General features: G+C 71.2%; 12 protein-coding genes. 9 read left to right on the forward strand and 3 right to left on the reverse strand.

All coding sequences use genetic code 11. The annotated features are described in order from the left end of the window. The first annotated feature begins 4 nt into the window (after positions 1 to 4). A complete protein-coding gene (locus IF17_RS0127610; protein WP_030571327.1) occupies positions 5 to 1,975 on the forward strand; it encodes an ATP-dependent DNA helicase in 1,971 nt (656 codons plus the stop codon). An 80-nt stretch (positions 1,976 to 2,055) separates the two neighbouring features. Here IF17_RS0127610 and lexA read toward each other — a convergent pair whose 3' ends face one another. Next, the gene (lexA, locus tag IF17_RS0127615) at positions 2,056 to 2,853 is read right to left on the reverse strand and encodes a transcriptional repressor LexA (protein ID WP_026242273.1); all 798 of its coding nucleotides are present in this window, start codon (positions 2,851 to 2,853) and stop codon (positions 2,056 to 2,058) included. A 480-nt stretch (positions 2,854 to 3,333) separates the two neighbouring features. On the opposite strand from lexA, the gene nrdR reads away from it, so the two are divergent. Together nrdR and IF17_RS0127625 are read left to right on the forward strand one after the other, a co-directional pair. Then, entirely contained in the window at positions 3,334 to 3,846 is a 513-nt protein-coding gene (gene nrdR, locus IF17_RS0127620) for a transcriptional regulator NrdR (RefSeq protein WP_030571330.1), read from the forward strand. 165 nt (positions 3,847 to 4,011) lie between these two features. Next, a complete protein-coding gene (locus IF17_RS0127625) occupies positions 4,012 to 6,906 on the forward strand; it encodes a vitamin B12-dependent ribonucleotide reductase (protein WP_030571332.1) in 2,895 nt (964 codons plus the stop codon). Between the two features lie 95 nt (positions 6,907 to 7,001). Here IF17_RS0127625 and IF17_RS0127630 read toward each other — a convergent pair whose 3' ends face one another. Then, on the reverse strand, positions 7,002 to 7,538 hold the full coding sequence (locus IF17_RS0127630; RefSeq protein ID WP_030571335.1) for a TerD family protein: 537 nt from the start codon (positions 7,536 to 7,538) through the stop codon (positions 7,002 to 7,004). Positions 7,539 to 7,746: 208 nt separating this feature from the next. On the opposite strand from IF17_RS0127630, the gene IF17_RS0127635 reads away from it, so the two are divergent. The 6 genes from IF17_RS0127635 (at position 7,747) to IF17_RS0127660 (ending at position 13,532) form a co-directional block, all read left to right on the forward strand. Next, positions 7,747 to 8,352 carry a YdbC family protein gene (locus IF17_RS0127635; RefSeq protein ID WP_030571338.1) on the forward strand — a complete coding sequence of 202 codons (606 nt, stop codon included), beginning with the start codon at positions 7,747 to 7,749 and terminating at the stop codon, positions 8,350 to 8,352. Between the two features lie 118 nt (positions 8,353 to 8,470). Next, complete coding sequence (locus IF17_RS0127640; RefSeq protein WP_030571341.1) at positions 8,471 to 9,130, forward strand: histidine phosphatase family protein; 660 nt, start codon at positions 8,471 to 8,473, stop codon at positions 9,128 to 9,130. A gap of 12 nt (positions 9,131 to 9,142) precedes the next feature. Continuing rightward, positions 9,143 to 10,051: an ADP-ribosylglycohydrolase family protein gene (locus IF17_RS0127645; RefSeq protein ID WP_030571345.1), complete on the forward strand. Its 909-nt coding sequence runs from the start codon at positions 9,143 to 9,145 to the stop codon at positions 10,049 to 10,051. A 201-nt stretch (positions 10,052 to 10,252) separates the two neighbouring features. Continuing rightward, a complete protein-coding gene (locus tag IF17_RS0127650) occupies positions 10,253 to 12,007 on the forward strand; it encodes a DUF4153 domain-containing protein (RefSeq protein WP_030571348.1) in 1,755 nt (584 codons plus the stop codon). A 95-nt stretch (positions 12,008 to 12,102) separates the two neighbouring features. Further along, the gene (locus tag IF17_RS0127655; RefSeq protein ID WP_026242271.1) at positions 12,103 to 12,813 is read left to right on the forward strand and encodes a ribonuclease HII; all 711 of its coding nucleotides are present in this window, start codon (positions 12,103 to 12,105) and stop codon (positions 12,811 to 12,813) included. 23 nt (positions 12,814 to 12,836) lie between these two features. Then, the gene (locus IF17_RS0127660; RefSeq protein ID WP_051884144.1) at positions 12,837 to 13,532 is read left to right on the forward strand and encodes a hypothetical protein; all 696 of its coding nucleotides are present in this window, start codon (positions 12,837 to 12,839) and stop codon (positions 13,530 to 13,532) included. Between the two features lie 84 nt (positions 13,533 to 13,616). Here the strand turns inward: IF17_RS0127660 and IF17_RS0127665 are convergent, their stop codons facing one another. Then, complete coding sequence (locus IF17_RS0127665) at positions 13,617 to 14,267, reverse strand: hypothetical protein (protein ID WP_030571355.1); 651 nt, start codon at positions 14,265 to 14,267, stop codon at positions 13,617 to 13,619. Between the last annotated feature and the right edge of the window lie 5 nt (positions 14,268 to 14,272).

Raw genomic sequence — 14,272 nt, forward strand, 5'->3', positions numbered from 1 at the left:
GGCTATGACGAAGCCACTCCTCCCCGAGCTCCTGCACGCCGCCGTCACCGCCGTCGGCGGTACGGAGCGCCCCGGCCAGGCCGCCATGGCCGAGGCCGTCGCCGAGGCGGTCGACGACCAATCCCACCTGCTCGTCCAGGCCGGCACCGGCACGGGCAAGTCCCTCGGCTACCTGGTGCCCGCGCTGGCGCACGGGGAGCGGGTCGTCGTGGCCACGGCCACCCTCGCCCTCCAGCGGCAGCTGGTGGAGCGGGACCTTCCGCGCACGGTGGAGGCCCTGCACCCGCTGCTGCGCCGGCGCCCGCAGTACGCGATGCTCAAGGGCCGGTCGAACTACCTCTGCCTGCACCGGCTCCACGAAGGGGTCCCGCAGGACGAGGAGGAGGGGCTCTTCGACCAGTTCGAGGCGGCGGCGCCCTCCAGCAAGCTGGGCCAGGACCTGCTGCGGCTGCGGGAGTGGTCCAGCGATACGGAGACCGGCGACCGGGACGACCTCACCCCCGGCGTCTCGGACCGGGCCTGGGCGCAGATCTCGGTCTCCTCGCGCGAGTGCCTCGGGGCGTCGAAGTGCGCGTACGGGGCGGAGTGCTTCGCGGAGGCGGCCCGTGAACGCGCCAAGCTCGCCGATGTGGTCGTCACCAACCACGCCCTGCTCGCGATCGACGCCATCGAGGGCGCCCCGGTGCTCCCCTCGCACGAGGTGCTGATCGTGGACGAGGCGCACGAGCTGGTCTCCCGGGTCACCGGGGTCGCCACCGGCGAGTTGACCCCGGCCCAGGTCAACCGGGCGGTCCGGCGGGCGGCGAAGCTGGTCAACGAGAAGGCCGCCGACGCGCTCCAGAGTGCCGCCGAAGGGTTCGAGCGGGTGATGGAGCTGGCGCTCCCGGGGCGGCTGGAGGATGTGCCCGAGGACCTCGGGTACGCGCTGATGGCGCTGCGGGACGCGGCCCGTACGGTGATCTCCGCGATCGGCGCCACCCGGGACAAGTCGGTCGAGGACGAGAACGCCGTCCGTAAGCAGGCCCTGGCCTCGGTCGAGTCGATCCACGGGGTAGCCGAGCGCATCACCCAGGGCTCGGAGTACGACGTCGTCTGGTACGAGCAGCACGACCGGTTCGGCGCCTCGGTGCGGGTGGCCCCGCTCTCCGTCTCCGGGCTGCTACGCGAGAAGCTCTTCGCCGAGCGCTCGGTGATCCTGACCTCGGCCACGCTGAAGCTCGGCGGGGACTTCAACGGGGTGGGCGCCTCCCTGGGGCTCGCGCCCGAGGGCACGGCGGGCGATGACCTCCCGCAGTGGAAGGGGCTGGACGTCGGCTCCCCGTTCGACTACCCGAAGCAGGGCATCCTCTATGTCGCCCGGCATCTGAACACCCCGGGGCGCGAGGGGTCCCGTACGGACATGCTCGACGAGCTGGCGGAGCTGGTGGAGGCGGCGGGCGGCCGCACGCTGGGGCTGTTCTCCTCCATGCGGGGAGCGAAGGCGGCCGCCGAGGAGCTGCGGGGCCGGCTGGACAAGCCGATCCTGCTCCAGGGCGAGGAGACCCTCGGCGAGCTGATCAAGAACTTCGCCGCCGACCCGGAGACCTGCCTCTTCGGCACCCTCTCGCTCTGGCAGGGCGTGGACGTGCCGGGGCCGAGCTGCCAGCTGGTGGTCATGGACCGGATCCCGTTCCCCCGCCCCGACGACCCGCTGATGAGCGCCCGCCAGAAGGCGGTCGAGGAGGCCGGCGGCAACGGATTCATGGCGGTGGCCGCGACGCACTCCGCGCTGCTGATGGCCCAGGGCGCGGGCCGCCTCGTCCGGGCCACGGGCGACAAGGGCGTCGTAGCCGTGCTGGACCCGCGCCTCGCCAACGCGCGGTACGGCAGCTATCTGCGCGCCTCCCTGCCGGACTTCTGGTACACCACGGACCGCAACCAGGCGCGCCGCTCACTCGCCGCGATCGACGCGCTCGCCAAGGCGGACGGCAAGTAGGTCACCACGACGAAGCCCCGGGACCGCCGTAAAGCGGCCCGGGGCTTCGTCGTGTAGGTGAGGTCGAGGACCGGTGCTCTTCACACCCGCCGCAGCACCGCCACCACCTTGCCGAGGATCGTCGCCTCGTCACCGGGGATCGGCTGGTACGCGGCGTTGTGCGGGAGCAGCCACACATGGCCGTCCTCGCGGCGGAAGCGCTTGACCGTCGCCTCGCCGTCCAGCATCGCGGCGACGATGTCGCCGTTCTCCGCGACGGGCTGGCGGCGCACGGTGACCCAGTCGCCGTCACAGATCGCCGCTTCGATCATCGAGTCACCGACGACCTTCAGGACGAACAGCTCGCCGTCACCGACGAGCTGGCGCGGCAGCGGGAAGACGTCCTCGACCGACTCCTCGGCGAGGATCGGCCCACCGGCGGCGATCCGGCCCACCAGCGGGACGTACGACGCGGCGGGCTTCCCCGTCGTGTCGGTCGGCTGGGTGCTGGGCTGGTCCGATCCGCGCACCTCGTAGGCGCGGGGCCGGTGCGGGTCCCGCCGGAGGAACCCCTTGCGCTCCAGGGCCATCAGCTGATGGGCGACGGACGACGTGCTGGACAGGCCCACCGCCTGACCGATCTCCCGCATCGACGGCGGGTACCCCCGGCGCTGCACGGAGTCGCGGATGACCTCGATGACCCGCCGCTGCCGGTCCGTGAGTCCCGAGCTGTCCGCCCTGATCCCTGGCGGCCTCCCGGGCAAGGAGCGCCCGGGTCGCGCGGGCTCGGGCCCGTCCGTGTTCGTGACTGAGTCATTCATGGCATGCACCGGCTCAAGTCGGCTCTGGGAGCGGTGGTCCCGGGCGGTGATGGTGGCACTGTCTGCGGTCGTGGTCACGTCGGCCCCTCTCGAATGTTCTCCCTAGCTGGACAACGGTAGTAGCTTTCGAAAGGTTGCGCCAAACACACGTTCGAGTGAAAAACGAATAAAGGGCTGCCGCGATCCTTCCCTCAGGTGTATGAGCACGAGACGGAAGGGTGCGTGCGGGGTCCGGCGGGCTCCCCGCCGGATCCTGCCCCAGTCTTTCATCCGGCTCCGCACCACGGGCCCCGGCGGTTCGCGGACCGCGCGATTCCCGTACCCTCTTCCCTGGCCCGCGCTCCCCTCCGGGTACCGCCCGGAGTGCGACACGCGGTAGGGCCGAAATTGCGACCCAACCCTAGATCTAGTGGTTGGATCGTCCCGGTCGCCCAGAAGTTGTGGTCCCGGGTTCATTCGGACCAGGGCCATCGCCTATGCTGGGGACTGCCTCCGAGGGGCCCGCAAGGGCTTGTCGAAGAGGCTATTCAGTCGCGCTGTGAAGGAGGGTTGGGAGCCATGCACTGCCCCTTCTGCAGGCACCCCGACAGCCGGGTCGTCGACAGTCGCACCACCGACGACGGGACGTCGATCCGTCGCCGCCGCCAGTGCCCCGACTGCTCCCGCCGCTTCACCACGGTGGAGACGTGCTCGCTGATGGTGGTCAAGCGCAGCGGCGTGACCGAACCCTTCAGTCGCACCAAGGTCATCTCCGGCGTCCGCAAGGCATGCCAGGGCCGGCCCGTCACGGAGGACGCCCTCGCCAAACTCGGCCAGCGGGTCGAGGAGGCGGTGCGCGCCACCGGCAGCGCCGAGCTGACCACCCACGACGTGGGTCTGGCCATACTCGGCCCCCTGCAGGAACTCGACCTCGTCGCGTACCTGCGCTTCGCGTCCGTCTACCGGGCGTTCGATTCTTTGGAAGACTTCGAGGCCGCCATCGTGGAATTGCGCGCGCAGCGGCCCACCGCAGAGGACTGCGGGAGCGGCGAGACCCTTGAGGTCCCCGTCCCTGCCACTGCCGCCGACTGAGCGGCACCTGCCCGTCACCGTCCGGAGTCATGTCCTCCGGCCGGTGACCGGGCGATTCAGAACCTGTTCCCGCGGCCAGACGTGGCCCGCGGGGCGACGGACACACACTGTGCCTGGGAAGAACTGGGCACTTCAGGGCGTTTTTGCCCACATATGGGAGGCGGCATGACAGAGACGGCGAGCGGCCCGGCACGAGGTTCCCGCACCAAGGGCACCAAGGCGAGCAAGGGTCTGCGTATCGAGCGCATCCACACCACCCCCGGCGTGCATCCGTACGACGAGGTGGCGTGGGAGCGCCGTGACGTCGTCATGACCAATTGGCGCGACGGCTCGATCAACTTCGAGCAGCGTGGCGTCGAGTTCCCCGACTTCTGGTCGGTGAACGCGGTCAACATCGTCACCAGCAAGTACTTCCGCGGCGCGGTCGGTACGCCGCAGCGCGAGACCGGTCTCAAGCAGCTGATCGACCGGATCGTGAAGACGTACCGGAAGGCCGGCGAGGAGAACAGCTACTTCGCCTCTCCCGCGGACGCCGAGATCTTCGAGCACGAGCTGGCGTACGCGCTCCTGCACCAGGTCTTCAGCTTCAACTCCCCGGTCTGGTTCAACGTCGGCACGCCCCAGCCGCAGCAGGTCTCCGCCTGCTTCATCCTGGCCGTCGACGACTCCATGGAGTCGATCCTCGACTGGTACAAGGAAGAGGGCATGATCTTCAAGGGCGGCTCCGGCGCCGGCCTGAACCTCTCCCGTATCCGCTCCTCCAAGGAGCTCCTCTCCTCCGGCGGCAACGCCTCGGGACCGGTCTCCTTCATGCGCGGCGCCGACGCGTCCGCCGGAACCATCAAGTCCGGTGGCGCCACCCGCCGTGCGGCCAAGATGGTCATCCTCGACGTCGACCACCCCGACATCGAGGCCTTCATCGAGACCAAGGTGAAGGAGGAGGAGAAGATCCGCGCCCTGCGTGACGCGGGCTTCGACATGGACCTGGGCGGCGACGACATCACGTCCGTCCAGTACCAGAACGCCAACAACTCGGTCCGCGTGAACGACGAGTTCATGAAGGCCGTCGAAGCCGGCGGCAAGTTCGGGCTGCGCGCCCGGATGACCGGCGACGTCATCGAAGAGGTCGAGGCCAAGTCCCTCTTCCGCAAGATGGCCGAGGCCGCCTGGGCCTGCGCCGACCCGGGCATCCAGTACGACGACACCATCAACGCCTGGCACACCTGCCCGGAGTCCGGCCGGATCAACGGCTCGAACCCGTGCAGCGAGTACATGCACCTGGACAACACCTCGTGCAACCTCGCCTCCCTCAACCTGATGAAGTTCCTCAAGGACGACGGTCTGGGCAACCAGTCCTTCGAGTCCGAGCGCTTCTCCCAGGTCGTCGAGCTGGTCATCACCGCGATGGACATCTCGATCTGCTTCGCGGACTTCCCGACGCAGAAGATCGGCGAGAACACCCGCGCCTACCGCCAGCTGGGCATCGGTTACGCCAACCTCGGCGCCCTCCTGATGGCGACCGGCCACGCGTACGACAGCGACGGCGGCCGCGCGCTCGCCGGCGCCATCACCTCGCTGATGACCGGCACCTCGTACAAGCGCTCCGCCGAGCTCGCCGCGGTCGTCGGCCCGTACGACGGCTACGCCCGTAACGCCGAGCCCCACCAGCGCGTCATGAAGCAGCATGCCGACGCCAACGCCAAGGCCGTCCGCACCGACGACCTGGACGCCCCCGTCTGGGCGGCGGCGACGGAAGCCTGGCAGGACGTGGTCCGGCTCGGAGCGAAGAACGGTTTCCGCAACGCGCAGGCCTCGGTCATCGCGCCCACCGGCACCATCGGTCTCGCGATGTCCTGCGACACCACAGGACTGGAGCCCGACCTCGCCCTGGTCAAGTTCAAGAAGCTGGTCGGCGGCGGCTCGATGCAGATCGTCAACGGCACGGTGCCGCAGGCCCTGCGCCGCATGGGCTACCAGCCGGAGCAGATCGAGGCGATCGTCGCCCACATCGCCGAGAACGGCAACGTGATCGACGCGCCGGGCCTCAAGCCCGAGCACTACGAGGTCTTCGACTGCGCGATGGGCGAGCGTTCCATCTCCGCGATGGGCCACGTCCGGATGATGGCGGCCATCCAGCCGTGGATCTCCGGCGCGCTCTCCAAGACCGTGAACCTGCCCGAGACGGCCACCGTCGAGGACGTCGAAGAGGTCTACTTCGAGGCGTGGAAGATGGGCGTCAAGGCGCTCGCGATCTACCGCGACAACTGCAAGGTCGGCCAGCCCCTCTCCGCCAAGACCAAGGACAAGGAGAAGGAAGAGGTCACCGCGAAGGCCGAGGAGACCATCCGTACGGCGGTCGAGAAGGTCATCGAGTACCGCCCGGTCCGCAAGCGCCTCCCCAAGGGCCGTCCCGGCATCACCACCTCCTTCACGGTGGGTGGCGCCGAGGGCTACATGACCGCCAACTCCTACCCGGACGACGGTCTCGGGGAGGTCTTCCTGAAGATGTCCAAGCAGGGCTCGACCCTCGCGGGCATGATGGACGCGTTCTCCATCGCCGTCTCGGTCGGCCTGCAGTACGGCGTCCCGCTGGAGACGTACGTCTCGAAGTTCACGAACATGCGCTTCGAGCCGGCCGGTATGACGGACGACCCGGACGTGCGGATGGCACAGTCGATCGTCGACTACATCTTCCGCCGCCTGGCGCTCGACTTCCTGCCCTTCGAGACCCGCTCCGCCCTCGGCATCCACTCCGCCGAGGAGCGCCAGCGCCACCTCGACACCGGTTCGTACGAGCCGACCTTCGAGGCGGACGGCGTGGACTCCGAGAGCCTCGCCCAGTCGGCCCCGGTGCAGCCCGAGCTGAAGGCGGTGGCGGCTCCCCGCGAGACCGCCGAGAAGCCGGCCCCGGCGACGGCCCACACCTCGGCCGAGCTGGTCGAGATGCAGCTCGGCATCAGCGCGGACGCCCCGCTCTGCTTCTCCTGCGGGACGAAGATGCAGCGCGCCGGCTCCTGCTACATCTGCGAGGGCTGCGGCTCGACCAGCGGTTGCAGCTGACACCCGGCTGAGCGCTGAGTGACGGAGGGGACCGGCCTCGGGCCGGTCCCCTCCGGTATGCCCGGCACGCATTGGCCGGAACTCGTCGATGCGGGTCAGGCCCCGGCGTCGCGGTCACCCATCACCGCGGCGAACGCGTCGGGATCGGCGTCGAAGCCGCGTACGTCCGAGCGGAACACCCACGTCCCCGACCCCGTACGGGAGAACTCCCCGACGACGGCCGCCGTCGACGACGCCACCCTCGCGAAGTCGTCCTGGACCAGGCTCGTGTAGCCCTCCCGGATCTCCACCAACGTGCTGCCGACCTGGCCGAAGGTCTTGCGGCCCTCGCGCTGCTGGATGGCGACGCCGACCACGACCCGGCCGTACCGGTCCGCCAGCCGGTCCAGCTCGATAGTCATGACCTCGTCGAAGCCGAACCCCTGGCCGGTCCTGCTGTCCCGGTTCAGCGTGATGGTCCCGTCCGGTGAGCGGCTGTCGAAGTGCACCAGGTAGGCGGGGCTGCCGTACGGCGCCTCCGCCGGGTAGGTGGCCGCGATGATGTCGAGGTCGACGTCCGGTTCACCGTGCGGGCTGGGGTCCCACTTGATCCGTACTTCGACCTTCTCGATGTCCTTGTTCGGAGTGCTCACCGGACTTCCCCTCCTGGCCGACGGTCCAGGGGACCGTTCTCATCATCCGATTCACCCGATCATGTACGGAACGGCCCGCGCCGCCAACTGCCCCGAGGACGGACGGCTGATTCGGGCCATGCGCTCGGGGCCGTCGGCGGAACGTCCGGTCCGGGCGGTCCGCCGACGACCGTGACCCCGGCCACGTCGCGCGCCGTACGATGGCGCGGTGCTGGTGAAGTGGATTCGCTGTTCCGTGGTGGACCGTCATGGTTTCGAGCGGGGACAGCGGAAGTGGGCGGGGCTGCTCGGCGAGCCGGGGTTCAGGGGGCAGAGCGGCGGGTGGAGCCGAACGTGCCCCGATGTCGCCCATGTCTTCGCGTTCTGGGAGAACCGCGTCTTCTACGACTCGTTCATGGCCCGCGGACACGACCGCCCGGCTACCGGGCAGGCCGGAACCTTCCGTGACATGCAGGTCATGCTCTTCGAGCGCCGGTTCGACGTGAAGACCGGTTTCGAGCCGGACTTCACGGACGCGGATGTCGTCAGGGTCGCGCACAGCAGCGTGCACGAGGACCGGGCCGAGCACTTCGTGCTGATGCAGAAGCAGGTGTGGAACCCGGCGATGGCCGGTTCCCCCGGGATGCTGCGCGGGGTCTTCGGGGAGGCGCCCGGCAACGAGTTCCTCGTGCTGTCCATGTGGAAGTCGGCTGCCGAGCGGGGCAAGTACCGCGCCGACGGGGCCGAGCGCCTGGCGGCCCGCGCGCAGACCGAGACGGACGTGGCGGCGCTGACGGGGGACGTGGTCGAGCTGGAACCCTCCTGGACGGTCTGACACCGGTCCCTCCTGGACGGTGTGACACCAGTCCCTGTGGGTCACGCGCGACCTTTGCAGATCACGCGTGGTCTTTACGGATCACGCGGAATCGCCGCACACCCCCTAGGGTCGGTGCATGGCACGACCGCAGCGCATCGTCCTCGTCCGGCACGGCGAGTCCGAGGGCAACGCCGACGACACGGTTTACGAGCGGGAGCCCGACCACGCGCTCCGGCTCACCGCGACGGGGCTGCGGCAGGCGGAGGAGACCGGGGCGCGGCTGCGTGAGCAGTTCGGCGAGGAGCGGGTGAGCGTCTACATCTCCCCCTACCGGCGCACCCACGAGACGTTCCGGGCCTTCGGTCTCGACCCCGCCCAGGTCAGGGTCCGCGAGGAGCCCCGGCTGCGCGAGCAGGACTGGGGCAACTGGCAGGACCGGGACGACGTACGGCTCCAGAAGGCCTACCGGGACGCCTACGGGCACTTCTTCTACCGCTTCGCCCAGGGGGAGTCCGGCGCCGACGTCTACGACCGGGTCGGCGCGTTCCTGGAGAGCCTGCACCGCAGCTTCGAGGAGCCGGACCACCCGGAGAACGTCCTGCTGGTCACCCACGGGCTGACGATGCGGCTCTTCTGCATGCGCTGGTTCCACTGGTCGGTCGCCGAGTTCGAATCGCTCTCCAACCCGGGCAACGGCGAGGCGCGGACCCTGCTCCTCGGCGAGAACGGCCGCTACACCCTGGACCGGCCCTTCCAGCACTGGCGCACCCCTGAGCCGTACGGCCGTACCGGATAGAGTGGCAGGGCGATGACCGTTGATTCTGCTTCCGAGCGGCGCTTCGAACGCGCCCTGGCCAGCCTGCGTGGCCTGTCCGTGGGAGACGCCCTGGGCTCCCAGTTCTTCGTCCCGGTCAACTACCCGCTGCTCAAACAGCGCCTCCTGCCGCCCGGCCCCTGGCAGTGGACCGACGACACCGAGATGGCCTCCTCGGTCCTGGCCGTGCTCGCCGCCCACGGCCGCGTGGACCAGGACGCGCTCGCGCACTCCTTCGCCGAGCACCACGACTTCGACCGGGGCTACGGCCCCGCGGTGAACCGGCTGCTCCGGCTGGTGCGGGAGGGCGGCGACTGGCGCGAGCTGGCGTCGGCGCTCTTCAAGGGGCAGGGGTCGTGGGGCAACGGTTCGGCCATGCGGATCGCCCCGCTCGGCGCCTGGTACGCGGACGACCCGGAGCAGGCCACCCACCAGGCCGAGATCTCCTCGTACACCACCCACCAGCACCGTGAGGCCGTCGTCGGCGCGATGGCCGTCGCGGCGGCCGCCTCGCTCGCCGCGGCCCCGGGCGGGCCGCCGAAGCCCGAGGAGCTCCTCGACGGCGTCATCGCGCTCGTGCCCCGCAGCGCGGTCGGCGCCGGGCTGCGCCGGGCCCGCGACATGCTCGACTACCAGGACGCCGGCACGGTCGCCGCGGTCCTCGGCAACGGCCGCCGGACCAGCGCCCACGACACCGTGCCGTTCGCCCTCTGGTCGGCGGCCAGGAGCCTCGGAGACTTCGAGGAGGCCTTCTGGCTGACGGCTCAGGCGGGCGGCGACGTCGACACGACCTGCGCGATCGTCGGGGGAGTCGTCGCCGCCGGTACGGCCGGGGCGCCGCCGGCCGACTGGCTGGCGCAGACGGAGGAGCCGCCCGGCTGGCTGCTCCCGGCGCGGCACTGACCGTTTGACGGGGGGACTGTCACGGTCCTGCCACAGGCCTCACTCTGAGTGTTCGCGAACACCGGTTCGGGATTAATCTTTCGGCCACGCCGTCCCCTGGTCGATCTTCACCGGTCGGCCTCCATGGGCGTGCGCCGAATGAGATGCCGGGACCGCGCGCCCCCTGGGGTGTGCGCGGATGCTCGGTGGGGGAGGGGTCCCATGCCCGAACAACCGCCCGAGTCGACCAAGGCGTCAGGCCCGCCGGCCGACGCCTCACCGACTGCGCAGCCGCCGTCGCAGCCGCAGACGCCGTCATCGTCGCCGCCTCCGGCGCAGGGCATCGAGCCGCCGGTCACTCCCGCGTACCTCCACGCCCAGCGGCAGCGGGCCCAGGGTGCGCAGCAGACCTGGCAGCCCGGCCGCCCCTGGCAGCCCCCCGTCAAGGGCCCCGGCGCGACGGCCAAGTTGCGCCCGGCCGCACCCCCGCCGATCCCGCCCGCCGTTCTCTGGGCCGTCCTGGCCACCGCCGTACTCAGCGCGCTCCTGCTCGGCGACGGCCTCGGGGTGAACCTCCTGATCGTGGCGGTGCCCGCCGCCCTGGCCGCCGCTTTCGCCGCCCGGGCCGCGGGGCGGCGGTTGCGGCCCTGGACCGCCACCTGGGCCCTCGGCGGTCTCGCCCTGCTCGCGGTGCCCGCGCTCCGGGACGCGGGCTGGCCGACCTTCCTGGCCGTCGTGTCGGCCTTCGCCCTGGGCTCGCTCGCGCTGCACGGCAGCCGGAGCTGGCTCGGCGTGCTGATCGGCTCCGTGGGCGTCGTGGACTCGGTCGCTGCCGGGGTCCGGTGGGGCTGGCGCGGGGTACGGGAGCGGGCCGACGACTCCCGGGGGCGCTGGGGCACCGCCGTACGCACCACGGCCGTGGCCGTCGGGCTCCTCGTGGTGTTCGGGACGCTCTTCGCCAGCGCCGACGCCGCCTTCGCGGACCTGCTGGGCAGGCTCACCCCCGATGTGTCGATCGTCGACGGCCCGTTGCGGACGTTCCTCTTCCTCGTCGGCCTCGTGGGCGCGCTGGCCGCCGCCCGCACCGCCGCCGCCCCCGTGCGCTGGGACGGGCTCACCGTCAAGGCGGGCAAGCCCCGGGGACGTACGGAATGGGCACTTCCGCTCATCGTGCTCGACCTGCTCTTCGCCGCGTTCATCACCCTCCAGCTCGTCGTCCTCCTCGGGGGTTACGACAAGGTGCGGGAGAAGACCGGGCTCGACCACGCCGAGTACGCCCGCCAGGGCTTCTGGCAGCTGCTCTGGGCCACCCTGCTCACCCTCGTCGTGATCGCCCTGGCCCTGCGCTGGGCGCCGCGCGGCGGCAGCCGGGACCGGACGCTGGTACGCGCCGTGCTGGGCACCCTCTGCGTGCTCACCCTGGTCGTCGTCGCCTCGGCGCTGCGCCGCATGGACCTGTACGTCGCGGAGTACGGGCTGACCCGGCTCCGGATCTCCGTGGCCGCGATGGAACTCTGGCTCGGCGTCGTCTTCGTCCTGATCCTGGCCGCCGGGGTGTTCGGCGCCAGGTTCCTGCCGCGTGCGATCGCGGTCAGCGCCGCGGCCGCCGTGCTGACCTTCGGGGCGATCTCCCCGGACGCGGTGGTCGCCGAGCAGAACGTCCAGCGCTTCGAGGACGACCGCACCTCGATCGACATCGACTACCTCAAGGACCTTTCCGCCGACGCCGTACCCGCTCTCGACAAGCTCCCGGAGCCGCAGCGCTCCTGCGCGCTCCGGGTCATCCAGAGCGACCTGCGCGGCTCCGACTCCCCCTGGTACGCCACCAGCTGGGGCGAGGCGCGGGCCGAGGAGATCCTCCGCGAGCGCCCCGCCACCACCGACCACCGCACCTGCTACGGCCTCGGTACGGACGGCGTACGGGAAGGCGAGCGGGACGGCTACGAGCAGGACCACGACGACTACGACCCCTACTGATCCCACCCCGGAGCGACGCCCCTCGGCCGAAACTCGGTGTGCACGGTGCCCCGGGGTGTCGCTGCCGTCGCTCTCGGCGTACGCTGGCTGGCGCCATGCCGTACGAACCACCCACGCACACCGTCGAGCGCTCGCTTCGCGCTACCACCGGTGCCAGGACCGTTGCCGGTGTCGACGAGGTCGGACGCGGGGCGTGGGCCGGACCCGTCACCGTGTGTGCCGCGGTCACCGGCCTGCGCCGACCGCCCGAAGGCCTCACCGATTCCAAGCTCTTGACGCCGCTGCGGCGTGCCCAGCTCGCCCCCGTGCTGGAGAGCTGGGTCACCGCCCACGCCCTGGGCCACGCCTCCCCGCAGGAGATCGACGACCTCGGCATGACCGCGGCGCTGCGGCTCGCCGCCGTACGGGCCCTGGAGGGGCTGCCGGTGCGGCCCGACGCGGTGATACTCGACGGCAAGCACGACTACCTGGGCGCCCCCTGGAAGGTCCGTACGGTCATCAAGGGCGACCAGTCCTGCATCGCGGTGGCGGCGGCCTCGGTCATCGCCAAGGTGTACCGCGACCGGATGATGGCCGAACTGGGCGGGGAGTCCGAGGAGTACACGGACTTCGCCTTCGGTGCCAACGCGGGGTATCCCTCGCCGGTGCACCGGGCCGCACTGGAGGAGCGGGGGCCCACGCCCCATCACCGCCTCTCCTGGGCGTACCTCGACGCGCTGCCCCGGTGGCAGCACCTGAAGAAGGTCCGTTTTTCCGCCGAGGCGGCCGCACTCGAAAGCGGGGGCCAGCTCGGCTTCGAATTCTGATCGCGCGCAGGCGCCCACCAGCGATGCCGACCGAGCACGTCGGCCCCGACCAACCACCTTCCTGCCTCTCTTCCTTCATCCTTCAGGAGCCTCAGATTCACGAGAGTGCCCAGGGTCCCCGCGTCACCCCGGCCGCCGGCCGTACCGCGCCGACCCCCCGCCCCGTACCAGGTCCGCGTTCCGCGGCCACGCCGCGTCCCGGTCGTCCGGTGCCCGGCCCCGCGCGCCCCACGCCTCCGGCGCAGCGCGCACACCCCGCACCCGTACCCGCGCCCGCACCGGCTCCCGTAGCGCCGACGAGCGCTCCGAGCCGGCCGGAGAATCGTTCCGCGCCCCAGCTCCAGCTGATCCCGGCCCCGGCCGGCGGAGCCCTCGACGCGGCCGAGGAAGCGGTCGATCTGCTGCTGGAGTCCGGCCGCGCACCGGGCGACATCCTGGTGCTCACCACCGGCGAGCAGCACCCGTGGGCCGCCCACGAGCTGTCCTTCGGCGACGCCGCGTACTGGGCCCAGCAGGACGCCGGTGACGACGTCTTCTTCGCGGACGCCTCCGCGGTCGACCGGGCGAAGCCCCGGCCCATCGTCGTCGTGGCGGTCAACGGGGACGCCGGTGACACCGTCGCCCGCGCGCTGCCCGTCGCCCGTGACCGCGCCGCCGCGCTGCTGATCGTCTGCGGAGACCCGCAGACGATCAACTCCGCACTCGGCGCGGGCGTCTGAACCGTCCTACCGGTCGTAACCGTCGTACGCAGGAGCCCCGGCCGCCGTCACGGGCGGCCGGGGCTCAGCCGGTGTGCTCCGCGGTCAGCGGGCGGCCGAGCGGCGCAGCGCCTGGGCGGAGCCGCCACCGGTCCGCGTCAGCGCGGGCTGCTGGTCGGTGACGAGGTCGGCCAGCGGGGCCGGCTCCGACAGGGAGCTGGGCCGCCGCCCGCCCCGCCCTTCGCCGAGCACCTGCCAGCCCCCGCCGGTCAGCGTGATGTACGCACCGCACCGGAGCCCGTGCAGGGTGCAGGCGTCCCGCAGGCCCCACATCCACGCGCCGTCCTCCTCGGTCCACCGCTCGTCGCCGTCGCGGCAGTAGAGGAGCACGGCCGTACGCACCGGAGTACGCCGGCGCAGATCGTGCGGGATCACGCGCCGCAGATGGGCGAGCAGGGCGTTGCGGAAGTCCCAGCCGTCCGCTGCCACCGTGTCCCGGCGCGTGAACGAGGCGCTCGCCGTGAGCCGTTCCTCATGGTCGAGGACCGCGACGACGGCGGTGGCGGGCGTCGGCCGATGCCGGGAGTGCAGCCCGCTGACGACCTCGCGCGGACTGCGCAGCAGCGGTATCCCCGCCGAGGCCCACTCGGCGGGTTCGAGCATCCGGGCAAGGCGGTTGACGGAGTCCGCTCCACCCGGTGGGGTCGAGAACGCCGATATCGAAGTGGCTGAGGACGGGGCGAATCCGAAGGTCATGGTCC

The organism is Streptomyces cyaneofuscatus, from assembly GCF_000718135.1.
GTDB classification, from domain to species: Bacteria; Actinomycetota; Actinomycetes; order Streptomycetales; family Streptomycetaceae; genus Streptomyces; species Streptomyces cyaneofuscatus.